The organism is Streptomyces sp. 130, from assembly GCF_007096885.1.
Classification (GTDB): domain Bacteria; phylum Actinomycetota; class Actinomycetes; order Streptomycetales; family Streptomycetaceae; genus Streptomyces.
Window position 1 is genome coordinate 1 of the sequence record NZ_VJNO01000045.1, and the last position, 23,492, is coordinate 23,492.

A 23,492-nucleotide genomic window follows, 5' to 3' on the forward strand; every position below is an offset into this window, starting at 1 on the left:
GTCACGCGGTCCCCCGCGCCGTCCCCTCCATGCTGCCCGGCCCGGCGGCGACGGTCAGTACACCGCGCACCCGAACCAGGGTGAAGCCTGCACCACCATCTGACCGGACCCCGGGGGCTTGAAGCTGACCACCCTTCGGGGACCGACTGAGTCCGGCGTGCTCTCCCCCGGGCGGCTCGTGCCTGCGCGTCGGCCGCCGATTATTACGGCGTAATAGTGCGGCGGCCCGTGGGCCCTGGACGTGGATTATTACGGCGTAATACTGCGGGCGGTCCGCGCTGGGGGACGGGTGCGCTCCGCTCATTCCGTGCTCGGCGGGCGCCCCTGTCCGCCGGCTCGCGGTCGTCGTCCCGGCTGCCCTCGGGGCCCCGGTGCCGGCGGTTCGGTGGCCGTCTCCTGCCAGCGCCGTCGTTCGGGCCCGAGGCAGACCGGGCCCCTCGATTATTACGGCGTAATACTCGAGGGCTGGGTGCGCATTATTACGGCGTAATAATGCGCACCCAGCCCTGGGCGGAGGCTACTTCTCCGCTCTCATCCGCTTCGACTCCTCGATCTTGTAGTCCACGAGGAGCTCCGTCAGCTTGCGCCGGGAGGCGACGTCGAGCTCCTCGATGATCAGGCGCGCCAGGGTGTAGGCGTCGGTCGAGGGCAGGCGGGTGGGAGGCCCTTCGGGGGACTGCCGTTTCTGCTTGGGGGTGCGGGGCTTCTGGGTCCTGGTGGCTTTCAGGTGCTGGAGGTGGGCCTCCTGCTCCTCGGCCTTCTTCTTGCCGACCAGGCGCAGCGTGGCCGCGGATTCCTCGCCCGACTGGAGCTTCTCCTTGAGCGAGGGGGTCAGGGAGAGCAGCGCGAGGCGCTGGGAGACCCAGCCCTGGGAGCGGTGGAGGCGGGCGGCGAGGGCTTCCTGGGTGCCGTGGATCTTCAGGAGCTGTTCGAGGGCCTTCGCCTCGTCCAGGTGGTTGAGTTCCTGACGGTGGATGTTGGCGACGAGGGCCGATTCCAGTATCTCGTCGGGGTTGCTGCCCAGCTTGTCGTCGAGCATCACCTTGATCTCGGTGAGGCCGGCTTCGCGGGCGGCGGCGAGGCGGGAGTTGCCGTCGATGACGACGTACTTGGTGCCGGGTTCGAGGTCGTCCTCGCGGCCCGGGTTGCCTTCGAGGTAGGCGAAGCGGCCCATGATGCTGATCGCGGTCTTCTGGCCGTGGTCGCGGAGGCTGTTGCCGAGGTCGGTGAGGTCTCCGAGGTCGGACCTCGGGTTGTCGGGGTTCAGGCTGATGGTGTCGACGGGGAGCTGGACCGGGGGCGGGGCACCCTCGGTGGGGGCGGCGGCGACCTGGTTGATGGCGGCGCGGCGGGCGCTGATGGACTGGGTCTGGCCGAAGGAGGAGCCGGCGCCGAGCCGGGATGCCTTGCTCATGAGATCTCCCGGGCGAGGGCGCGCAGGCCGACGGCCTGGTCGCAGCGGGGGGAGTAGGCGAGCAGGGGCTGCTTCACGCGTACGGCCTCCTTCTGTTCCTTGAGGTCTCCGATGACTCCCACGACCCGGGGGTCCTTTATGTCCATCCAGGAGTTGAGGGACGAGGTGGCGATGTAGCCGCGGCGGGCGTCGTAGTGGTTGACGACGATGCCGAGGTAGTCCAGTTCGAGGTGCATGTCGTCACGGAGGTCCTCGATCTGGGAGGTGAGGAGTCCGTAGGCGTCGGCGGAGCTGTCCTCGGCCTGGACGACGACGAGTACGCCGGAGTTGCCCGGGGCTTCGCCCTGGCGGCGGCGGCCGTAGTAGGCGGCGGCGTCCATGCTGAGGCCGAGGCTGGGCGGGCAGTCGATGATGACGGCGTCGTAGTCGGCCTCGATGGCGGACAGGGCGCGTTCCAGGGCCGCTTCGCGGGCCCGGACCCCGGAGAGCTTGACGTCCAGGAGGAAGGCGTCGGTGCAGGCGGGCAGCAGGTGGAGGCGGTTGCCGAAGCGGGGGTCCTCGATCGGGACGACGAGGTCGGCGAGCCGGCCCTTGGCCTCCCCGGCCATGTGCTTGGTGAGGCTGTCGCCCTCGATGGGCAGCGGCTGGTGGCCGAGCTGCTTGGTGAGGTGGCACTGGGGGTCGAAGTCCACGAGGAGGACGCGCAGTCCGAGACCGGGGAGGTCTTCGTAGTCGAGGGGCGAGGGGGCTTCGTCCTCTGCGAGGGCGGCCGCGAAGTGCTTGGAGATGCGGACCGGGTGGAGGGCGCCCGGGTCCTCGGCGAGGGCTTCGCCGGTGCCGGCGGCGATGGCGGTCTTGCCCACGCCGCCCTTCTGGTTGCAGGTGATGATGCGCTTCGGGTGCTCGGGGCGCACGACTGTGGGGGCCGGGTTCGTCTCCAGCCACATCAGGACGGACTGGGCGAGGCCCTGGATGAGGGAGACGCCCCGGGAGGCGCAGTCGGCGCGGAAGCCGTCCCACTGACCGTCAGGCAGGAAGGTGGCGAAGGACTTGGCGCCGGCGGTCTCGATGGGGGAGAGGTTGGAGCCGAGCCGTCGCCATGCCTCGATGCCTGCTTCGACGGCGTGCTGGATGTCGATGTTGTGCTGGGCTGCTCGGACCTTCAGGTCCTGTTGCAGTACCGGGGGCAGCTTGGAGACGACCTTCTCGCGGTCGCCGGGGGAGGGCGAAGTCATGGCAGCCACCTTACTAACTTCGGTGATCCTTTTTGGTACCGACGCGTTAGTTCTGGCTGTTATTTGCTGGGGGGTACTCAGGAGCCCGGCTCCTGGGTGGACGTGGAGCCGGGCTCGGGGGGTGGGGGAGTGCGAAGGCGATTATTACGGCGTAATAATCAGTCGGCCGCGTATTACGGCGTAATAAGTCGGCCGCGCTGTGAGCGGGGCGTCTTGTCTCCGACGCGCTTCGGCTCGATGGTGCTCGGGTCGACCGCCTCTCCGGGGGCGCCCTCGTGGTACGGGCCGTCCGGGTCCGCGTCGCGGTCGTGGGGGAGCAGGAAGAAGACCCGGCGCAGGTGGAGTCCGCTGTCGGGGTCGGCCTCGGTGTGGGCCTCCAGCTCGGTGTAGCCGACCATGCGGCCGTCGCGTTCGTAGCGGGGCTTTCCGCGGCGGCGGGTGGTCTTGTCGAGCGCCTGGCGTACGTAGTCGAGGTTGTCGGGGTTCTCCAGCCAGACCACGGCGTTCTCGTGGTGGAGGTCGCTCTCGTTCAGCAGCGAGCTCATGGCTGCAGCCCCTTTGTGTGTCGGCCGGCCGGGAGGAGGCCGGGGTGGGTGTGAGCACGTTCCCTGGTGGGGGCACCGTGTTCATGGTAGGCCGGACCGGCGGGTGTGTGCCGGGTACGTACGTCAGGCATGGCCGGTCCTGGAGTCGTCGTCGGTGAGGAGTCCCAGGCCGGGGTAGTACTTCTTGCCGCTGGACTTCATCATGTCGGCGGGCGAGGCGAGGGAGAGTTCCTGGCGGACCCGGGTCGCGAACGCGCGGGCCGTGGCAGGCCGGATACCTTCGCCTGCTCCGCACCAGCTGCTGTACGCCGCGTAGAGCAGGCCCTGTTCCACGCGGAGGTCCGCGGTCTGGGTGGTGCAGCACTCGGCGAGGAAGCGGCCGATGTGGTCCTCGGTGGTGGCGTAGGCGGCGGTGGCCGAGCGGACCGTTGCGGGGCCGTCGAGCGGGTCACGGGTGGCGAGGTAGAGCTTGGCGCCCTCGATGAGCCACTGCAGGATGCCGGGGCCCTCGCTCTGGACGAGCTCCTTGGCGAGGTTGTCGATCTTGCGGGCTGCGGGGACGACGCGCTCGAACGGGATGAGGCGGATGCGCCGCCAGAACGCGTGGCCGCCGGTGCCGACTTCGGGGCGGTGGTTGCCCAGCAGCCAGAGCTTGTGGGTGGGGTTGAAGCTGAAGAAGTCCTGCCGCATCCGGCGGGCCATGATGCGGTCGCCGCCGGTCAGCAGCTTCACCCGGGACTCGTCGAACTTGTCGTTCGGCTTGAGCTCCGAGCAGACGACGATGCGCCTCCCGTGGAGTTCGGTGAGCTCGGTGGAGTGCTCGGAGAACTTGCCCTTCTCCATGAGGAAGCCCGGCGGGGCCGCCTGTGCGTAGTCGCCGAGGATCTGCGTCATGACGTCCAGCAGGACGGATTTGCCGTTCGCTCCGGTCCCGTACAGGAACGGGAGCACCTGCGCGCCGACGTCGCCGGTGACGGAGTAGCCGAGGAGCAGGTGGAGGAAGTGGATCGTCTCCTCGCCCTTGGCGTCGTCGCCGAACGTGTCGTGCAGGAAGCGGTGCCAGCGTGGGGTGGGCGTCGCCTCGGGTGCGACGCTGGTGGCCCGGGAGTGCATGTCGCCCACGGGGTCGGGCTTGCGCAGGTGCCCGGTGTGGAGGTCCACGACGCCGGCCGGGGTGCACAGGGCGTAGGGGTCGCCGTCCAGGACGTCGGGGTCCAGGGCGAGGGCGGGGGAGGCCTTCGCCTGCGTGAGCATGGCCTTGATGCCGGGGGTCGACATGGAACGGCGGCGGTGCGCGCGCACTTCCCGGTCCGTGAACTGGCCGGTGGGATCGGTGGGGGGCATCTGCTCGGCCAGGTCGCCCGCCGCCCAGACCGCGGCCTTCTCGCCGCCCGTGCGCTTCCAGCGGTACTGGTCCCAGTGGTACCAGCCCAGGCCCTCGACGTGCCGGAACTGGTCGCCGAACATGACGGCGAACAGCTTGGCGTTGCCCCGGTCGGTCAGGAGGGCGGGCAGGCGGCCCTCGGGCGGCGGTGGTTCGCTCGTCACGGAGGCGTTCTGCTGGGCGGGCAGGCCGGGGAGGCCGCCCTCGGTTTCGAGGGCGAGCATCTGCTGCGCTGCGGCGGTGGCGTCGAAGCGCGGGCCGCTGTCGGCGCTGCTCATGGGCGTCCTTCGGGATCGAGCGGGCGGGCTGCGCCGGCGGACAGGGCTGAGGCGATGACGGTGAGGCTGTGCCGGTGGCGGTTCGGGCGCGCGGCGTCGGCCGCTTCGGTGAGCAGGATCTGGGCGCGGGGTTCGGCGAGGCGTCCGGCGGCGACGAGTCCGCCGGCGGTGTAGGCGGCCCGGTTGAGCTTCTCGGTGAACGCGGTGCCCTCGGCAGCCGCCGCGCAGGCCCGGACCTCGGCGAGCAGGGGCTCCAGCACCCGGAGCGCGCGCGGGGTGCCCGGTGCGGTGCGTTTCGCGCGTACGGGGCGGGGCGCCGGGACCCGTACCGGCTCGGGGTCCGGTGCGTGGCCGGTGCGCCGGAGTTCGGCGGCGAGCCAGTCGGGGAGGGGGGCGGGCAGGCGGGTCGCGCCGACGGGGGTGTAGGTGCCCGCGGGGGTGCGGGTGGCCGGGGTGACGATGTAGCCGCCGGTGGCCCGGACGTCGACCTGCCAGGCCAGGGCGACCTTGGGGCTGGAGCCCACGGACGAGCGGTAGTTCGGTCCGCCGGGTGCGGTGCGGTACCAGATGTGGAGGCCACCGGACGGGGTGCGGACGCGCAGGGTGGCCTCGTCGTCCGCGGGGCTCGGCCGGCCGCGCAGGGCGGCCAGCAGCGCGAGGGTGTCGAAGCCGGAGGCCAGGCCGGTGAGGTCGATGCTCTCGTGGATCGGGATGCCGGGCAGCAGCCGGTCGCGGTGCGGGACTTCGGCACTGTGCGCGTCGATGTCCAGTACGACGAGACCGGCCGGGCCGCACGAGACGCCGACGCCGAGCGAGGGGTTGACGCCCCACCAGGCGGCCAGGCGCTCCGGGTCGGTGGTCGCGGCGTGGAAGCCGTGGCACCACTTGCCGGCGGGCAGGCAGGGGCAGTCCGCCGGGCGGTGGGGGTCCTCGCGGCAGGCCCGGCAGTTGCCCGCAGGCGTTTTGCGTCCGGCGGCCAGGGGGTGGACGGGCCAGCCGTTCGCCGCGCACCAACGGGCCATGTCGAAGGGACGCGTGGGTCCCGCCGCGCGCGGGCCACCGGTCTCTCTTTGACGCGGCACGCTGATCGTCCTTGCCGAGGGGCCAACAGGTGGTTCAGTCCTGAACGGTTCAGTCCCTTCAGATAAAAGGCCAGGTCAGAAGGGTTTCGCTGCCAGGCTAAGGGACTGAAGGGACTGAGTTTTCAGATTCGGATCAGAGCCTACAACAGGCGGCCCGCAGCGGGCGGGACTCCTCGTTCCGCGAGTCCCTTCGGTCCCTTGGCCGGGGATGGGTCGTGTGTTCGGGCCGGGCGTGTCGGGGAGCCGAGCCGGGGCGGTGGGGAGGGACCGAAGGGGAGGGACTGAACGTGGAGCGGAGGGACTGGGAGTTTCGGTCCCTCTTCGGTCCCTCGGGTGAAAGTGCAGGTCAGAGGCTTGCGGGTGAAAAACGGAGGGACTGAAGGGACTCAAGGTCGGTAGTTATCAGCGCTTCAGGACCAGAGTAGTAGGTACAAAGGGATATATAGGGTTGTTCTACGCGCGGGTGCATACACACGCACCCGCAATTGGCTTATAACTACCGACCTTGAGTCCCTTCAGTCCCTTTGGACCCTGGTTCTTGAGGTGTGCAGGCCTCTGACCTGCGGTTTTGTCGGAGGGACCGAAGGGGGACCGAGGGGTGAGGGACTGAAGGGGCTTCAGTCCCTGGCGGGGGAGTCGGGCCGGAACGCGTCCAGGTGGTCGGCGGCCCAGTCGCGGAACGTCCGGGCCGGGCGCCCGAGCAGGCCGGGGAGGGTGGGGTCCACGTAGGCCTTGGAGCCGCTGTGCTGGCGTCTGGCGCTCTCCAGGAGGGCGGAGGTCATATCGGCCGGGTAGCGGGCTTCGAGGGCCGTACGGGCCTGCTGAGGGCTCAGCTCCTCGAAGCGCAGCGGCAGGCCGAGGAGCTCGGCGAGCTGAGCCGTCTGCTGGGACGCCGAAAGCGCCTGAGGGCCGGTCAGGGTGTAGGCCGCGTCCAGGTGGTCCCGGCCCCGCCCGGTGAGGGCCAGGGTGGCCACCTCCGCGACGTCCCCGGGGTCGACGCAGGCGTTGGACGAGGTGCCGTACGGTGCGCGCACCACCCGGCCGGAGCGGATCGAGCGGGCCCAGGACAGGGTGTTGGACATGAAGGCGCGGGGGCGCAGCAGGGTCCAGCGCAGGCCCGAGGCGCGCAGCAGGTCCTCGTTGTGGCGCTGGCGACGGGTGATCAGGTCCTGGGCGGCGGGATCGGTGACGGCGGCTGCCGAGAGCTTGACGATGTGCCGGACACCGGCCGCGCGGGCCGGATCCAGGAAGCGCGCGTCGTCGGCCCCGTCGGGATTCGTGACCAGGAAGGCCGTGTGGACGTTGTGCAGAGCGTCCGTCAGGGAGGCGGGGTCGGTGAAGTCTCCGTGGACGATCCGGGCGGACGCAGGCGCGCCGGTGACCCGCTCGGGGTGCCTGGCCATGATGCGTACGGGCCGGTCCGAGGGGAGGCGGCGGAGCACTTCACGGCCGATCGTCCCGGTTGCGCCCGTGACGAGGATCATGGTTTCCCTTTCCTGCCGGACATTTCCCCGACCGGGGCGGAGGGAGGAGGCCGGCCTGTAAGATACGAACTGGACGGTTTATTTATCTCTCCACGTTCGACCACCCCGAGGAGGGAGGAGACACAGTGGCTGAGCAGCTGCGGGCCATCCGTACCCGGCAGACGATTCTTTCGGCGGCGGCCAAGATCTTTGAGGAGCAGGGGTACCAAGCGGCCACGATCTCCCAGATCCTCACCGAGGCGGGGGTGACCAAGGGCGCGCTGTACTTCCACTTCCACTCCAAGGAAGACCTGGCCCAGGGCGTTCTCTCCGAGCAGGACCAGCGCATCATCGTGCCGATCCGCGCGTCCAAGGTGCAGGAGGTGGTGGACGTCGTGATGCTTCAGGCGCACCGCCTCCAGACCGATCCGATGGTGCGGGCGGGCGTCCGGCTGACGATGGACCAGCTGACGCAGAACCTCGACCGCAGCGGGCCGTTCCTGCGGTGGGGAGAGGTCGGCGTGGAACTGCTCCAGCAGGCGCAGGCCCAGGGCGAGTTGCTGCCGCACATCGTGCCGGCGGAGACGGCCGAGGTCATCGTGGGTTCCTTCGCCGGTATCCAGTCCATGTCCCAGGCCGTGTGCGAGTACCGCGATCTGGTGGTGCGGGTGTCCGCCCTGATGCGTCATCTGCTGCCCAGTGCGGTGGTGCCGTCGGTGCTGGCCTCGCTCGACCTGTCCGAGACCCGGGGGGCCAGGGTGTACGCGGAGGCCGTGAGGGCGGCCGACCGGCGCGACGTTCTGGAGACCGCGAGCTGAGCGGCGAAGGCCCCGCAGACCGCGGGGCTCACCCGGCGGGAGTGCCTGGGCCGAAGTACGCCGCCAGCACCTCTCGCAGGCGGCCGTCGCCGGGGACCCAGGCGAGGTAGCCGTCGGGCCGCAGCAGCGCCGCTTCGTACGGCACGCCCGGTGTGGGGCGTGCCCTCACGATGCGCAGGATGCCCGCCCAGGCGCGGGCGTCCTCCCGGTGGCCGTCCGTCTTCTCACCGAGGAGCAGCAGGAGCGGCCGCCCGTCGTGCAGCAGGCGGATGACGTCGGTGTCGCCGTCCGGGGTGCTCAGTGCGGTGTTGCCGAGGTACGTCCCCGCGGCCGGGCCGCCCGCGCCGGTCGGGTCGGGCAGCACGGTGTCCTGGCCGCTGATCAGGCCGCTGAGGTGGCCGTATCCGGCCTCGTCCGCGAGCAGGCCGGTGAAGACCGCGCGCAGGGCGTCCGCCTCGGGCCCGGGGCGCATCAGGGCCAGCTGGGCCAGGGTGCCGTCGATCACGCGCCGGGCGAGCGGCCTGCGTTCCGCGTCGTAGCCGCCCAGCAGGGCGGGCCCCGCCGAGCCCTGCACCGCGAGGGCGAGCTTCCAGCTCAGGTTCAGCGCGTCGAGCACTCCGGTGCTCAGGCCCTGGCCGCCGATGGGGAAGTGGACGTGCGCGGCATCGCCGGCCAGGAAGACGCGCCCCCGGGAGAAGGTGCGGGCCAGCCGGGCGAAGTCGCTGAAGCGGCTCAGCCAGGACGGGGAATGCATCGCGATGTCGCGGCCCGCGATGTGTGCCACCTCGCGGTGCAGCTCCTCCAGGGTGACGGGCCGCCGCCGGTCCGGGTGGGGGCCGGCGCAGTTGAGCGTGCGCAGATGGGTGCGGTTCCCGTCGTGTTTGGCGACGATCCAGCCGCGCGGGGTGCGGTGCCAGCCCTTGGGCAGGGACTTCGGATCGGCCAGCGTGACGGTCCCCATCAGGGCGGACACCGTCGCCGGAAAGACGTCGGACTCGATGCCCGCCCTGGCGCGGACCGTACTGCGGGCGCCGTCCGCCCCGACCAGATACCCGGCGCGGAAGAGTGCCCGCCCCCCGGGGCCCTCGGCCGTGACCCGTACGCCGTCCTCGTCCTGGACGACGTCGAGGAGGCGGTGGCCGCGCAGGACGCGGGCCCCGGCGGCACGCGCCTCGGCCTCCCAACGGCGTTCCAGAGCGGCCTGGACGCACTTGAGGACCGGTTCCGGTTCGGCCGGGGCGGCGGCGATGGTCAGGCCGGGGAGCCCCGCGAAGTGGAAGGCGCTGGTGGCCGGTCCGGCCGGGTGCGAGGACGGGCCAGGGAGGCGGCCCCGGCGGGCCAGGGACTGCACCGCACGGGCGTGCAGAGTGGTCGCCCTGGGCTGGTCGCAGACCTCGGTCCTGGCTTCGAGCAGTACGGTGTCGACGCCGTACGCCGCGAGTTCGCCCGCCACGAGCATGCCGACGGGCCCTCCGCCGGCGACGAGCACCTGGGTCCCGGTGAAACGTTCCCCCTGCACGGCGGTGCCCTTCCTGTCCACGGTTGTCCCCGTCAGGAAGAAATATACCGGACGTGCTGTTTTTCAACCATCCCGGGCAGGGCCAGGCCGTGGACGTACCGCTACGGCCGGAGTTCCCGGGCGCCCGCCGACGACATCGGGCCCCCCTCCGAGCGCTCGGTCTTGTGGCCCTTGCTGCCCGGTGCCAGCGTCCGCACGTCCACGGCCTCGGCCGGCGCGCCCCGCGCGTACAGCCCGTCGGGGTCGGTGTCCCGGTCGTGGGGGAGCAGCCAGAACACCCGGCGCCGGAAGGTGCCCGAGGAGCGCGACGGCTTGGCCTTCGGGCCGAGCAGGGCGTAGCCGACCATTCTTCCGTCGCGGTGGTAGGCGGGTCTGCCCCGGCGGGTCGGGAGGCGGTCCAGGCTCTGGCGGACGTAGTCGAGCACGCTGATGTCCTCGAGCCACACGAGGTCCACCTCGTGGACGATCTCGTCCTCTGCGATGAGGGCGCTCATGATGTCTCCTCGTCCGCGAGCAGGCCGATGCCCGGGTAGTACTTGCGCTGGTTGGAAAAGATCATTTCCTTCGGTGATGCCAGCCCCACCACTTCGCGGATGTGCGCCGCGAAGGCTCTCGACGAAATCGCCGGAACGCCCTCATTCTGGCACCAGCGCTTGTAGGCCGCGTAGAGCTGGGCCTGTTCGGCGCGGAGCCCGGCGTCGAGCCGGCAGGTCTCGCCGACGAACCGCCCGGTGTGGTCCTCGGTCTCCGCGTACACGGTCGTCGCGATCCGCACCCTCTCCGGTCCCGAGAGGTCCTTGTCGCCGCCCAGGTAGCGACGGGCGCCCTCGATCAGCCAGTTGAGGATGCCCGGGCCCTCCTGGGTGACCAGGATGTCCGCCAGGTTGTCGATCTTGCGGTGGTCCGAGACGACGCGTTCGAACGGGATGAGGCGCATGCGCCGCCAGAACGCGAAGCCGCCCGTGCCGACTTCGGGGCGGTGGTTGCCCAGCAGCCACATCTTGTGGGTCGGTTCGAAGCTGAAGAAGTCCTGCCGCATCCGGCGGGCCTTGATCCGGTCCCCGCCGGTCAGGAGCTTGACCCGGGCCTCGTCGAAGCGGTCGCCCGGCTTGACCTCGCTGCACACGATGACCCGCCGGCCGTGCAGTTCGGCCAGGTCCGTGGGGTGGCCCTCGTACGGGCGTGACATCAGGAAGCCGGGCGGCGCCGCGTCCGCGTAGTCCCGCAGAAGCTTCATCAGGACGTCCAGCAGCACCGACTTGCCGTTCTTGCCGGAGCCGAACAGGAACGGCATCACCTGGCCGCCGACGTCACCGGTGATGGAGTAGCCGAGCAGCAGCTGGAGGAAGGAGATCATCTCCGCGCCGTCCGGACCCTCGCCGAAGGTGTCGGCCAGGAAGCGGTCCCAGCGCGGTGTGGGCATCGCCTGAGGGGCCGCCGAGGTGGAGCGGGAGTGGAAGTCCTTGGTGGGTTCGGCGGGGCGGATGAATCCGGTGCGCAGGTCCACCACGCCCGCCGGAGTGCACAGCGCGTACGGATCGGCGTCCAGCAGCGCCGCGTTGAGGACCATGCCCGGCGCGGACCTGGCCTGGGTCAGCATCGCGTTCATCCCGCTCGTGCTGAGCGTGCGCCGGCGGTGCTGCTGGAGCGCGGCGGGGGTGAACACGCCGCGCGGGTCGGTGGTGGCGAGTGACTCCGCCAGGTCGCCCGCCGACCACAACACCGTGTCGTCCTCGTCGAACTGCCAGCGGGTGCCGTCCCAGCGGAACCAGCCGATGCCGGGCACATGGCGGTAGTCGTTGCGGTAGAGCCTGACGAACAGCTTGGCGTTGCCCCGGTCGGTGAGGGTGTCGGGCAGCAGCCCGTCCGCCGTGGCGTACGGCATGGACGCGTCGTCGCGCTGCCGGGGCTGCGGTAAGGGCTGCGCGAGGATCTGCGCGGCCACGGCCCGTACGTCGAAGGAGGGCGACGGCAGCACTCTGTCCTGGTCCGCGCTCACGCGCGCCCCCCGAGGGCCAGCGGCCGCAGCCGCCCCGCGCCCAGGCCGCCCCGGATGATGGCGAGGCCGCGCCGCTCCTGGCCCGGCCGGGCCAGCTCGGAGGCCTCGCGCAACGCCCGTACGGCCTGGTCCTCGGTGACGTGCCCGGCGGCGACGAGACCGCCCGCCGTGTACGCGGCCCGGTTCAGCTTCTCGGAGAACGCGGCGCCCTCCGGGACGGCCGCGCAGGCCCTGACCTCGGCGAGGAGGCCCGCCAGCAGGCGCTCGCCCGCAGCGTCGGACCGGCCGCCCGCCGCGAGCACCGCCTGCCTGGCCCGGGGCGGCACCGGTCTGGGCCCCCGCGCGGGGCTGGCGGGCAGGTGGCCGGTGCGCTGGAGCTCCCGGGCGAGCCAGGCGGGCAGCGGGGCGGGAGTGCGTACGGCTCCGACCGGGCGATAGGTCCCGGCCTCGGTGACGGTGCCGGGCGCAACGATGTACCCGCCGTGCGCCCGGACGTCGACCTGCCAGGCGAGGGCCCGCCCGCTGCCCGAACCGGCCGAGCACTGCCAGCGGTGGCCGCCGTCGTTGCGGTACCAGACGTGCATGCCGCCCGACGGGGTGCGGACCCGGAGCGTGGACGCGTCGTCCGCAGGGCTGGCAGCGCCGCGCAGGGCGGCCAGCAGGCCCAGGGTGTGGAAGCCGTTGGCCAGGCCGGTCAGGTCGATCCCGGCGGCTATCCCGACGCCCGGCAACAGGCGGTCCCGGCCGGGGAGTTCGCGGGGGTGCGCGTCGACGTCGATGACGACGAGGCCCGCCGGGCCGGTGGCCACGCCGACCCCGGGCTCCGGGCGGACGCCCCACCACTGCCCGATACGGTCGAGGTCGAGCGTCGCCGCGTGGAACCCGTGGCACCAGCGGCCCGAACGCAGACAGCCGCACCGGGCGCGGTCGTGGCCCGGGCGGCGGCACGCCTCGCAGTTCGCCACCGGTGTCTTGCGGCCCGGCGCAAGAGGATGAACCGGCCACCCCTGGCGCGCACACCACCATGCTGTCGTCAGAGGCTGCGCAGCGACCGGCTCGGCCCCCGTGAACTGCCGTGAGTCGCCGCGCGAGACCCGCAGTTCAGCTGCCATTCACTTCCCCCATCAGCGACTGAAGCGACTCAACTCGCAGAAATAGATTAGCGAAAGCCCCGAGGGAGAAGAGGCCCCTGCGGCAGAACGGATGTGCCCGTCGAAACGTGCCCGCAGCTACGCAGTGACCGGGCCGCGAGCGATTCCCGGTCGCTCGGTCGCTCCCCATGGTGTCCGTGAACCCGCAGGTCACAGCCGTGTGCCTGAGGGAAAAGCGACTGAAGCGACCGAAGCTCTCCATATATGACGCGCACGCGCGCACACGCCAATGGCCGCATATATCTGATCCCTGGGTCGCTTCGGTCGCTCCGCAATCGGGTCGCACGTGTGACCTGCGATTCTGCTCTCGGGATTCCAGCTACCGAGCGGACTTCCGGTCGCTCCGGTCCGGTCGCCGGATGCCGGAAAACAGTCCGGTCGTTTCCAGCCGGGCTGAATCCCGCCTCCAGCGCACCGAACGGCGTGCGCAATCCGTGCGACATCCACGAGTGTTCCAATGAGCGGTTCGGTAGGGTGGCGTACGAGGTGATCTTTTTGTCCCACGAGGAGCAGCTGCTGTTCAGCGCGGTCGACGCGCTGCTGGAGCAGATCGCGCAGGACCCGCTGCCGCCGCCGGCCGAACGCAAGCGGCTGCGCGAGGCCGCCGGGCTGAGCCAGGACCAGGTCGCGAAGGCACTGAAGAGCCGCCGCGAGTCGGTCGGCAACTGGGAGGCCGGGCGCAGCGAGCCCCGGCCGCCGAAGCGGGCCGCGTACGCCCGGCTGCTGGAAGGGCTTGCCGCGCGGTTCGCCCCGGAGGAGCCCGCGTCTGAACCGGTCGAGACTCAGCCGGTTGCGACGCAGCCGGTCGCGTCTGAACCGGTCGCGGCCGACGCGCTCCCCGCCGCCCGTGAGAGCGAAGCGCCGGCTGCCGAGCCCGGTCAGGTCCGCAACGCCCGGGCCTCCCAGTCCCCCCGCTACGAGCACGGGCCGCTCGCCGTCGTGGACGTGGAGGGCGGCGAGGCGTCCGCGTACTGCGTGGGCGGGTTGGTGCTCGACGTGCCCGCCAAGTCGCTCCCCGCCCTGGTCGAATGGGCCCTGGGCGACGCGCGCCTGGGCGCCGAGCGGCTGCACCCGAGCGGTCAGGACGCCGATCCGCTGCTCGTCCTCACCGAGGCGGCGTGCGAGCGGTTCGGGCTGCCCGTACGGCTGTCGCGGGAGGAGGGGCTGGCCGGGAGGCTGCCGGAGGACCACAAGGTGATCAAGCAGCTGGTCCGGGCGGACTGGAAGCTCACCCGGCGCGGATTCGGCCCCTGGGCGCGGATCTACCGGCCCGCCCAGGGCTCGCGCCGCAGCTGCGTCCAGCTCTGCGTCCCCGGCTGGAACGCGCTCGACGCCCGCCACTGGAACGGCGCCTCGCAGCTTCCGCCGGCCGAACTCGTACGGCTGCTGGGCACGTACGCCTCCCGCGTGATGACGCCCCGGGGCTCCACCGCCGTCACCGGGCTCGAACTCATGACCTCGCTGCACCCGCCGACCCGGGCCAGCGCGCCCGACGCGGACGGCCGGCGGCACCGCGAGCGCAATCCCGGCTCGCTGGGCTCCGAGCCGGTCGAGTGCGCCCCCTGCGAGGCCCCCGACGGGCACCCGCTCCTCGCGGACCTGCCCCGTTTCCACCAGCGCGGTCCGGCCGAGATGCTGTTCGAGGAGGCGTACGACTGGGCGCGGCCCCTCACGGACGACGAGTGCCTGAAGCGCCACCTGGTCGGCATCGACGTCAACCTCGCCTTCGGCGCTGCCGCCAACGGGGCGGTCGTCGGCCTGGAGGCGCCTGTGCATGTGAAAAGCCCCGCGTTCGACCCCGCGCTGCCCGGTTCCTGGCTGGTGGACCTCTCGCACGTCGACCCGTCCCACGTCATGATCGGCAAGCAGTGGCGGCGGCTCGACGGCGACCTGCTCCCCAGCCCGTTCACGCCGAAGGGCGACCGCCCGGAGGGCCCTGCCTGGTACGCGACGCCGACCGTGGCGTACGCCGTGGAGCTCGGCTACGAGGTGGCGCCCGCCGAGGCGTGGGTGCGCCCGGTCAACGGGCGCTATCTGGACGGCTGGTACAAGCGGCTGCGCGATGCGTACCTGGCGACCATGGCGGACCTGGGCGTGGACGAGGGACTGACACCCGACGCGTTCCTGGCGGCGATGGAGGGATACCGGGACCGTGATCCGCAGCTGGCGGTCGTCCTCTCGGCGATCAAGGCGACGGTCAAGGGGGGCATCGGGAAGCTGAGGGAGCGGCCACGCGGCGGTGGCTGGCGGCCCGGCCGGCCGTGGCCGGCGCTGAGCCGGCCGACCTGGCGCCCCGACATCCGGGCCGCCGTCATCTCGCGGGCCCGGATCAACATGCACCGCAAGATGGTCCGGCTGGCCGCCGCGACGGGCCAGTACCCGGTGGCCGTGCTCTCGGACTGCGCGGTGTACGCCTCCGACGGGCCGTCCCCGCTGGACTTCCTGCCGTACCCGGGCGGCAAACCGCTGCCCGGGGGCTTCCGGCTCGGGGTCAGCCCGGGAATGGTGAAGCACGAGGGTTCGCAGACCACGCTGTGGGCGGAGGGCGTCCGGGAGGAGTACGGTCCGGAACTCAACCTGGCCCGGTACATCAAGGACGGCGCGGTCACCGCCAAGGACGACGGAGAGTAGGGGAACCAGCCGATGAACACGGTCGGGGAAGGTCTCGACGAGGCGCTCCAGCGGGCGTTCACCCGGCCCGCGCCCAAGTCGGCCGGTGCGCAGATGCGCTACCTCGTCAAGCAGCTCAAGGGCACCAGGGCCGTCGCCGGACTGCTGGGGATCAGCCAGCGCACGGTCGAACGGTATGTGCGCGACCAGCTGAGGAAGCCCCGCCCGGAGCTGGCCGCCCGCATGGACCGCGAGGTCAGGCGGCGCTGGCAGCCGCGAATCCAGGCGAAGGCCCGCAAGGCGGCGGCGACCACCGGGGGCATCGTCATCGACACCCGCGCCCGGTTCGGCTACACGGCGGCGCCCGGCTCCACCGACGACGCCCGGCTGCGCCACCTCACCGTGGCGCTCCCGCCGGTGTACGCGGCGCGGCTCTTCGAACTCCGGGAGCAGGGCGGCAGCGACCGCCAGCTCCAGGAGGTCGCTGCCGAGGGTCTGCAGGAGATCTATTTCAAGGACGGCGGGCGGCGGGCCCAGGGGCTCCTGGTGGAGTACACCGACCTGGAGCACGTGGCCTTCGACCTCTGACGGGCTGCCACTGGTCCGCGTCCGCCGCACGTGTACGCGGGAGGCACGGCCCTCCGGTGGGGCGTGCCTCCCGCGTACGGGCGCGGCGGGTCCTTCGGTCGCTTCGGTCGCTGTGGTCGCGGCGCGTACGGGCGTGACCTGCGCTTCTTCTCGCGCGGGCGGGTCAGCGACCCAGAGCGGTACGGGGGTGGTTTCCGGGTGGCGGGCAGGGCCGCCTAGTCGACCGGACCGGTGAGCACCGAGGTGAAGACGTCCGTGCCGTCCTGGTGGCCGGTGATCTCCACGGTGACCATGTTGCCGGGCTCGTGCTCCACCCGGGTCACCTCGATCCAGCAGGGCCGGTCGAGTTCGGCGTACTGGTGGAAGTCGTTGGCGGCGGCGGCCGGGGTGAACGTCCGGGGCGCCATGACGGCGCAGGCGGCCTGGCGGGCCGCTTCGAGCAGCACCATGCCGGGCACGTGGTCGCCCTTGTGGTCGAAGAGGATCGGGTGGTCGAGATCCGGCGTGAGCAGCCAGCGCGGGCTGCCGCCGGGAGCGGACCCGGGGGCGGGGGAGAGCACGACGTCCGTGGTGAACGGCCGTCCGACGACGGCCGGCGGCAGCGGGTTGCGGGCCGGGTGCGGTTCGGTGACGGGCGGTTGGGCGGTACGGCTCTGGCGTAACCGGTTGTAGACGGCCGGGGGGATGACGGAGATCTGCCCGGTGCCGCCCGCCAGGGAACGGCCGCTCCGGCGGAGCGCGAACTCGAAGGCGACACGGCTGGCGACGCCCCTGCGGCGGACGACGTCCGTGCACCGGGTGTCGAGGTCGAAGTCGGTGGGGCCCGAGGCGATGCGCAGGTTCTCGGGGTCGGCCGTGTAGGTGATGGACGACATCACGAAGGCGTGGCCGAGCGGCACGCCCAGTTCCACGTGGGAGACGTAGATGCCCGCCTGGCGGAACGTTTCCGCGACCTGCAGCGGGTCATGGCTCGTGCCGTCCTGGCTCCGGAACATGGTGTGGGCGCGGGGCCATTGGCCGGTGAGCGCGAAGTTCGTCCCGTCCCGGGAGTCGCACCCGGTGAGGAACACCTCGGCGACCGAGTCGCGGTGCACGTACTCCTTCGCGACCGTGCTGGTCAGCCGCGGAGCGGCCGGGAGTGCGGTTCTGGCTTCAGCAGTGGTGAGACTCATGGGGCCCCCGTCTTGACTTGAAACCTGCGTTCGGCGACGCCACTTAAGATACGGACCTACCGGTTTTCTTCAATCGGCCCAAAAGTAAAGACTTTACCAAGAATCAAGCGTTTACTTGAATATCGCATTCCGTTTCATGCTTCCTAACGGGTACTTGACCCTTCTCAATGAGGCAGAAAAACGGGCAGAAGGTGCACGAGGGGCTGTCGCTGGTCGAGGCAGGTGCGTGTGCCTCGCAAGAAGAAACCTGTCAGGCGGTTTCTTTTGTTGGTTTGCGGTGCATTCTCCGACGAGAGGGACTGGAGAAACCAACTGCTCCCAGGGGTGGCGTGCGCGAGCCCGGGGACGCATAAACCAACCAGCCGTGCGGTTTGCTAAGGTGAGCACGAGTCAGTATGGAGAATCCAGGGTGAATCGGGCGACTCCACGCCGGTTCCCTCGCCCCGCCCCGAGGAGGACACGATGGTGAAGCAGGCGCGAGCGGCTGTGACGCGTCAGGCCCTCATCTCGGCCGCCGCGGAGGTCTTCGGCGCCGACGGGTACGCGATGGCGACGCTCCCGGTCATCAGCGGCCGGGCCGGAGTGAGTTCGGGCGCCCTGCACTTCCACTTCCCCAACAAGGACGCGCTGGCCGCCGCCGTGGAGTCGGCCGCCGCGCAGTCCGCCCTCGCGCTGACCGAGGAGAGTGTGCGGACCGCCGCGGGCGGCCGGCTCCAGGGGCTCGTCGCCGCCGTGGGCCGGCTGATGGACGCGGTCACCGACGACCCGGTCGTGCGCGCGGGCTTCCGGCTGGGCGGCGACCCCTCGCGCAAGAGCGAGGCCAAACTGCACGAATGGTGGTACGAGTGGGTGCGCGAGGCCCTCGTCCAGGCCCGCGTCGACGGTGAGTTGGCCGAGGACGTCTCGGCCGAGGACGCGGCGGTGGTCATCGTGGCGGCGACGCTCGGCCTGGAGACCCTCGGCGCGGTCGACCGGTACTGGCGGTCCGCTGAGCGGCTGGTCCAGCTGTGGTCGTTCGCGCTGCCTCGGCTGAGCCCGGCGGAGTAGGATCGGGGGCCGCCCGGGGCGGGTGGGTTCCGCGCATCCTGCCGACCGCCGCCTCGCAGCTGCCCCGCCCTCGCGCCCGTCCCTCCCGCTCTCCACCGGGAAAAACAGCCCGTGCGGTCTGGTCGATCGGGGGTGGATGGCAGGGGTGGCGCGCCCCTAACGCCCTTCCCCTTGTCCGTATTTGGGGACATTTATCGGATCAAGATGGCCCACCCTCAAGGATCGCTGGTGCTCCGCGCGAGACTAAACAGGACGCACGGTTTGGTATTGACATACCGCTCGTGCTGTTTTTAAATCATTCCGTCAGCAGAAGTTCCAGGCCGCCCGGGGCGGCCGGGGGGATGACGGGGAGACGGCGTGGACATCGACGTACTCGGCACGCTCGACGTGCGGGAAATGGGCACCTCGATCACACCGACCGCCCCCAAGCCCCGGCAGGTGCTCGCTCTGCTGGCCCTGCACGCCGACGAGGTGGTGCCCGTGGGCGCCCTCACCGAGGAGCTGTGGGGGAGCGAGCCGCCGCGCAGCGCCCGGCCCACCCTCCAGACGTACATCCTCCAGCTGCGCGAGCTGATCACCGCGGCGCTCGAAGAGCACGGCGACGACACCCGCACCGCCAAGGACGTCCTGCTCACCGTTCCCGGGGGCTACTTACTGCGGAGCGGCGAAGGCAGCCACGACGTGCAGGAGTTCGAGCGGCTGGCCGGCATGGGATACCGGGCCATGGACGCCGAGGACTTCCCCGAGGGCGCGCGGCTGCTGCGCGAGGCGCTGGCCCTGTGGACCGGTCCGGCACTCGCCGACGTACACACCGGGCCGCACCTGGACACCCAGATCAAGCGGCTGGAGGAGAGCCGGCTGTGCGCCCTGGACCAGCGCATCGAGGCCGATCTCAAGCTGGGCCGCCACCGCGAACTGCTCTCCGAGCTCACCGTCCTGCTCAGCCGGTACTCCACCCACGAGAGCCTGTGCGGCCAGTACATGCTCGCCCTCTACCGCTCCGGGCGGCGCGGCGAGGCGCTGGACGCCTACCAGCGGCTACGCTCCACGCTGGTCCGCACGCTCGGGCTCGAACCCTCGCCCGCGCTGGCCAAGCTGCAGCGTTCCATTCTCATGGCCCGGCCCGAGGGCGTCGCGGGGGCGGGCGGAGTGCGGCTCGCCTGAGAGGGCAGCCGTACCGGCTGAGGGAGGGCATGTGATGCGGCGTACGCGGGATCAGGGCCCCGATGAGTGACGATCCGGTGCTCGCGGTGGTCTTCGCGCCGGTGCCCGCCGCCTCCGGCCCGTCGGTCGAGGCGGAGCTGTGCGGCCCCCTCGGCCCCGGCCGGGCCGAGTCGGTGGCGGCCCGGGTGACCCAGCGTCACGCGTACACGGTGACCGTGGCGGCGTCCGGCACCGGGCGCCACACCCTGCGCGTCGAGCACGCGCGGGGCGGCCCGGCCCGGCCCGGACCCGCGGTGCTCGCCGACGTCCTGGCACTGGCGGGCGGCGCTCGCGACACCGTCGCGGTGACCGGACACCAGCAGGACCTGATCCGGGCGGCGGTCGAGGAGCCGGCGGGCGGCCACGTCGGCCAGGTCGCCTGGAACTGGACGGGGCCGGTTGACCTGGCCCGGTTCACCGCCGCCTGGCTGTCCGTGGCCGACCGGGAGACCGTGCTGCGGGCGGCCTTCGACTGGACGCACCTGCCCCGCCTGGCGCTGCACGAGTGGGCGGAGATCGACGTCGCCCACCTCGCGCACGGCGCCGTCTCCTGGAGCGACCTCATCGAGCGCGACCGCCTGCGCGGCTTCGCACCCCACCGCCCCGGTCTGCTGCGCGTGACCCTGCTGGAGGGGCCGCCCCGGCCCGGGGGCACCCGCGCGCCCACCCGCGTCCTGCTCACCCATCACCGGGCGCTGCTGGACGAGCGCGGGGTCCACCTGTTGTTGCGGGAGTTCTACCGGGCCTACGTCCGCGGCGGCACCCTGCCCGGACGTGAGCGGCGCCCCGATGTGCGCGACCACGCCCGGTGGCTGGCCCGGCAGCGGACCGAGGGCGCCCGCGCCTACTGGGCGACGGTCGACGTGCCCCCGGAGACGGCCGCCCCCGAGGCCCCGGACGACGGGTCGCCGGCCGCGGCCCTCGGCACCGGACGCGTCCACCGGCGGCTGCGACCGCCCCAGACCACCCGGCTGCGCACCTGGGCAGCGATGCGCGGGGCGGGGGAGTCCAGCGCCCTGCACGCCGTGTGGGCGCTGCTGCTGTACCGGGCGGGCGGTGCGGTCGGCCCGGTGCCGGTCAGCTTCGGCGTGCACCTGTCGGCCCGGGACATCCCGATGGAGGGCGCCGCGGGGATTCCCGGGCTGCTGGGCAACCCGCTGCCGATGACGGTCACCGTCGACCCCGCCGAGCCCGTGGCCGGTCTTCTGGGGCAGGCGCGCGACGCCGCGCTCGATCTGGCCGTCCACGCCTGGGTGCCGGGCGACCGGGTCCGGGTCTGGACCGGCCGGAACCCCGATGCCGAACTCTTCGAGACCGGCATCGTGTTCGACCGCCGGGTCGAGCTGCCCGTAGCGCTGCTGGCGGAGCTGCGCGCCCAGGACGTCGAGGTGGACGCCCCGCGCGTCATCAGCGCCCACCCCGGACTGCCGCTCACCCTCGCGGCCCGGCACGACGCGGACGGCGGGCTCTCCCTCACGGTGCGCTACGACCGCCGGTGTCTGGGGGACGTGGACGCCTCCGCCCTGCTCTCGCACTGCGTCCGGCTGCTGAGGTCGTTGCCGGACCACCGCGATCCGCAGTCCGCCGTCGGCGATCTCCTCGAACTCCTCCGGGGCTCCGAGGTGCCCCGCGTGCTGCCCCGTCCGCCCGTGCCGGAGGGGCCCGACGCGACGGTGCTGCGCGCCGGGGGCCCGTCGGCCGACACGATCGTGCTGGTGCGGGTGCCGGGTGTGCCCGCGGGTGCGTACGAGGCGCTGGTACGTCATCACCGGGGCCCGGAACGCATCGTGAGCCTGCGGGCGGCGCGTCCGGGGGAGCCTTCGGCGCTGCCCGGGCTGTCGGGGGCCGGGCGGCTGGTGCTGTGCGGTGCCGGGCCGGGGGGCGTGGCCGCGTACGAGATGGCGTGCGCGGCGCCCGAGGGCACGGTCGCGGCCGTCGTCATGACCGGGGTCGGCAGCGGTCCGGGCTGTGCCGTCGCGCTGGCGGCCGGGCTGGAATCGGTGCGCGCGGGGAGCCGTTGACCGGCTGCCGAGCGGTTCTCCAGTGGGGCCGGAGCGGTGCTCCAGCGGGGTGGCCGATGCTGCCGTAAACGCTGGAGGTGGGTTATGGGCGGTCCGGAACCGGCAGCGCCCGCGCTGCGCATCGAGCGCGGACGGGCCACCGAGGAGGAGCTGGCCGCGCTCATGGTCGTGCTGCTCGCCCTGCGGGCGGAGGCCGGCGGGCAGCGGGGCGAGGTCCCGGCCGGGCGCGTCCCGGGGTGGAGCCCGGTGCCCGTCTACCGAGCTCCGCGCAGCTGGCGCCGGCGCGGCAACGCATTCCAGGAAGGGACCTGACGACATGTCGATGACCACTTCCCCCGTCCCCGTCCCGGAACTGCTGGGGCAGGCCGGTCTCCGTGGCCGCGTGGCGGAACTGCGCGAGATCCACGCGGCGGCGGAGCGCGGACCGGGTGACCGGGCGACCGAGGTGCAGCACGCCAAGGGCAAGCTGACCGCCCGCGAGCGCATCGAGCTCCTCTTCGACCCGGGTTCCTTCCACGAGGTGGAGCAGCTGCGCCGTCACCGGGCGACGGGTTTCGGCCTGGAGGCGAAGAGGCCGTACACCGACGGCGTCGTCACCGGCTGGGGCACGGTCGAGGGCCGGACGGTCTTCGTGTACGCGCACGACTTCCGGATCTTCGGCGGGGCGCTGGGCGAGGCGCACGCGACGAAGATCCACAAGATCATGGACATGGCCATCTCGGCGGGTGCGCCGCTGGTGTCCCTGAACGACGGCGCGGGCGCCCGTATCCAGGAGGGCGTCTCGGCGCTCGCCGGTTACGGCGGGATCTTCCAGCGCAACACCAGGGCTTCGGGTGTGATCCCGCAGATCAGTGTGATGCTCGGCCCGTGTGCGGGGGGTGCGGCCTACAGCCCGGCCCTCACCGACTTCGTGTTCATGGTCCGTGAGACCTCGCAGATGTTCATCACCGGTCCGGACGTCGTGAAGGCGGTCACCGGTGAGGAGATCACCCAGAACGGCCTGGGCGGCGCGGACGTCCACGCCGAGACGTCGGGCGTCGCGCACTTCGCGTACGACGACGAGGAGACCTGCATCGCCGAGGTCCGGTACCTGTTGTCCCTGCTGCCGCAGAACAACCGCGAGAACCCGCCCGTGGCGCCGACCGCCGACCCGGTGGACCGCCGTTCGGACACCCTCCTCGATCTGGTGCCGGTGGACGGCAACCGCCCGTACGACATGGCGGAGGTCATCGAGGAACTGGTGGACGACGGGGAGTACCTGGAGGTCCACGAGCACTGGGCGCGCAACATCATCTGCGTCCTGGCCCGGCTGGGCGGCGAGGTGGTGGGCATCGTCGCCAACCAGCCGAAGTCCCTGGCCGGGGTGCTGGACATCGAGGCGTCCGAGAAGGCCGCGCGCTTCGTGCAGCTCTGCGACGCCTTCAACATCCCCATCGTGACGCTCCTCGACGTGCCCGGCTTCCTGCCGGGCGTCGACCAGGAGCACGGCGGCATCATCCGGCACGGGGCCAAGCTGCTCTACGCGTACTGCAACGCCACCGTGCCCCGTATCTCGCTGATCCTGCGCAAGGCGTACGGCGGCGCCTACATCGTCATGGACTCGCAGTCGATCGGCGCGGACCTCACCTACGCCTGGCCCACCAACGAGATCGCGGTCATGGGCGCGGAGGGCGCCGCCAACGTCATCTTCCGGCGGCAGATCGCGGAGGCCGAGGACCCCGAGGCGATGCGCGCGCGGATGGTCAAGGAGTACAGGACCGAGCTGATGCACCCTTATTACGCCGCCGAGCGGGGGCTCGTGGACGACGTCATCGACCCGGCCGCAACGCGCGAGGTCCTGATCGCCTCGCTCGCGATGCTCCGCACCAAGCACGCCGACCTGCCGGCCCGCAAGCACGGCAACCCCCCGCAGTAGAGGCTGCCTGGACCTCCCTTGTAAACAGGGCACGCGGTTTGGTATTGA

At 71.8% G+C, this 23,492-nt stretch carries 18 protein-coding genes and 1 pseudogene; 8 read left to right on the plus strand and 11 right to left on the minus strand.

The window, feature by feature from the left end; genetic code table 11:
• Positions 1 to 703 precede the first annotated feature (703 nt).
• The 6 genes and pseudogenes from FKN01_RS27965 to FKN01_RS27990 all read right to left on the minus strand — a co-directional run.
• Positions 704 to 1,414, minus strand: a pseudogene (locus FKN01_RS27965) (ParB/RepB/Spo0J family partition protein); the annotation flags it as partial.
• Positions 1,411 to 2,649 carry a ParA family protein gene (locus FKN01_RS27970; RefSeq protein WP_143625383.1) on the minus strand — a complete coding sequence of 413 codons (1,239 nt, stop codon included), beginning with the start codon at positions 2,647 to 2,649 and terminating at the stop codon, positions 1,411 to 1,413. The pseudogene FKN01_RS27965 and the gene FKN01_RS27970, both read right to left, overlap by 4 nt.
• Before the next feature lie 173 nt (positions 2,650 to 2,822).
• Complete coding sequence (locus tag FKN01_RS27975) at positions 2,823 to 3,194, minus strand: DUF6009 family protein (RefSeq protein WP_143625385.1); 372 nt, start codon at positions 3,192 to 3,194, stop codon at positions 2,823 to 2,825.
• A 123-nt stretch (positions 3,195 to 3,317) separates the two neighbouring features.
• Positions 3,318 to 4,856 carry a phage/plasmid primase, P4 family gene (locus tag FKN01_RS27980; protein ID WP_143625387.1) on the minus strand — a complete coding sequence of 513 codons (1,539 nt, stop codon included), beginning with the start codon at positions 4,854 to 4,856 and terminating at the stop codon, positions 3,318 to 3,320.
• Positions 4,853 to 5,878 (minus strand): bifunctional DNA primase/polymerase, encoded by a 1,026-nt coding sequence (locus tag FKN01_RS27985; protein ID WP_143625441.1) that lies wholly within the window; start codon positions 5,876 to 5,878, stop codon positions 4,853 to 4,855. The genes FKN01_RS27980 and FKN01_RS27985 overlap by 4 nt, the downstream gene beginning before the upstream one ends.
• A 677-nt stretch (positions 5,879 to 6,555) precedes the next feature.
• Entirely contained in the window at positions 6,556 to 7,422 is an 867-nt protein-coding gene (locus tag FKN01_RS27990) for an NAD(P)H-binding protein (RefSeq protein WP_143625389.1), read from the minus strand.
• 125 nt (positions 7,423 to 7,547) lie between these two features.
• On the opposite strand from FKN01_RS27990, the gene FKN01_RS27995 reads away from it, so the two are divergent.
• Positions 7,548 to 8,219 carry a ScbR family autoregulator-binding transcription factor gene (locus tag FKN01_RS27995; protein WP_143625391.1) on the plus strand — a complete coding sequence of 224 codons (672 nt, stop codon included), beginning with the start codon at positions 7,548 to 7,550 and terminating at the stop codon, positions 8,217 to 8,219.
• A 28-nt stretch (positions 8,220 to 8,247) separates the two neighbouring features.
• Here the strand turns inward: FKN01_RS27995 and FKN01_RS28000 are convergent, their stop codons facing one another.
• From FKN01_RS28000 to FKN01_RS28015, 4 genes are all read right to left on the minus strand, one after another.
• Complete coding sequence (locus FKN01_RS28000) at positions 8,248 to 9,759, minus strand: FAD-dependent monooxygenase (RefSeq protein WP_260697041.1); 1,512 nt, start codon at positions 9,757 to 9,759, stop codon at positions 8,248 to 8,250.
• An 80-nt stretch (positions 9,760 to 9,839) separates the two neighbouring features.
• Entirely contained in the window at positions 9,840 to 10,232 is a 393-nt protein-coding gene (locus FKN01_RS28005) for a DUF6009 family protein (RefSeq protein WP_143625393.1), read from the minus strand.
• Positions 10,229 to 11,716 carry a phage/plasmid primase, P4 family gene (locus FKN01_RS28010; RefSeq protein ID WP_143625445.1) on the minus strand — a complete coding sequence of 496 codons (1,488 nt, stop codon included), beginning with the start codon at positions 11,714 to 11,716 and terminating at the stop codon, positions 10,229 to 10,231. The genes FKN01_RS28005 and FKN01_RS28010 overlap by 4 nt, the downstream gene beginning before the upstream one ends.
• A 17-nt stretch (positions 11,717 to 11,733) precedes the next feature.
• Complete coding sequence (locus FKN01_RS28015; RefSeq protein WP_313906181.1) at positions 11,734 to 12,849, minus strand: bifunctional DNA primase/polymerase; 1,116 nt, start codon at positions 12,847 to 12,849, stop codon at positions 11,734 to 11,736.
• 534 nt (positions 12,850 to 13,383) lie between these two features.
• On the opposite strand from FKN01_RS28015, the gene tap reads away from it, so the two are divergent.
• Positions 13,384 to 15,519, plus strand: a complete 2,136-nt coding sequence (tap, locus tag FKN01_RS28020) for a telomere-associated protein Tap (RefSeq protein WP_143625449.1) — start codon at positions 13,384 to 13,386, stop codon at positions 15,517 to 15,519.
• Positions 15,520 to 15,531: 12 nt separating this feature from the next.
• A complete protein-coding gene (gene tpg, locus FKN01_RS28025) occupies positions 15,532 to 16,086 on the plus strand; it encodes a telomere-protecting terminal protein Tpg (protein ID WP_143625395.1) in 555 nt (184 codons plus the stop codon).
• A 215-nt stretch (positions 16,087 to 16,301) separates the two neighbouring features.
• Here the strand turns inward: tpg and FKN01_RS28030 are convergent, their stop codons facing one another.
• Positions 16,302 to 17,258 (minus strand): ScbA/BarX family gamma-butyrolactone biosynthesis protein, encoded by a 957-nt coding sequence (locus FKN01_RS28030; RefSeq protein ID WP_143625397.1) that lies wholly within the window; start codon positions 17,256 to 17,258, stop codon positions 16,302 to 16,304.
• Between the two features lie 462 nt (positions 17,259 to 17,720).
• On the opposite strand from FKN01_RS28030, the gene FKN01_RS28035 reads away from it, so the two are divergent.
• The 5 genes from FKN01_RS28035 (at position 17,721) to FKN01_RS28055 (ending at position 23,444) form a co-directional block, all read left to right on the plus strand.
• Positions 17,721 to 18,305, plus strand: coding sequence for a ScbR family autoregulator-binding transcription factor (locus FKN01_RS28035; RefSeq protein ID WP_143625399.1), 585 nt, complete (start codon positions 17,721 to 17,723; stop codon positions 18,303 to 18,305).
• Between the two features lie 357 nt (positions 18,306 to 18,662).
• Positions 18,663 to 19,469 carry an AfsR/SARP family transcriptional regulator gene (locus tag FKN01_RS28040; protein WP_143625401.1) on the plus strand — a complete coding sequence of 269 codons (807 nt, stop codon included), beginning with the start codon at positions 18,663 to 18,665 and terminating at the stop codon, positions 19,467 to 19,469.
• A 62-nt stretch (positions 19,470 to 19,531) separates the two neighbouring features.
• On the plus strand, positions 19,532 to 21,529 hold the full coding sequence (locus FKN01_RS28045; protein WP_185993019.1) for a condensation domain-containing protein: 1,998 nt from the start codon (positions 19,532 to 19,534) through the stop codon (positions 21,527 to 21,529).
• Positions 21,530 to 21,613: 84 nt separating this feature from the next.
• Positions 21,614 to 21,841, plus strand: coding sequence for an acyl-CoA carboxylase subunit epsilon (locus FKN01_RS28050; RefSeq protein ID WP_143625403.1), 228 nt, complete (start codon positions 21,614 to 21,616; stop codon positions 21,839 to 21,841).
• 10 nt (positions 21,842 to 21,851) lie between these two features.
• Positions 21,852 to 23,444: an acyl-CoA carboxylase subunit beta gene (locus FKN01_RS28055; RefSeq protein WP_143625453.1), complete on the plus strand. Its 1,593-nt coding sequence runs from the start codon at positions 21,852 to 21,854 to the stop codon at positions 23,442 to 23,444.
• Positions 23,445 to 23,492 lie beyond the last annotated feature (48 nt).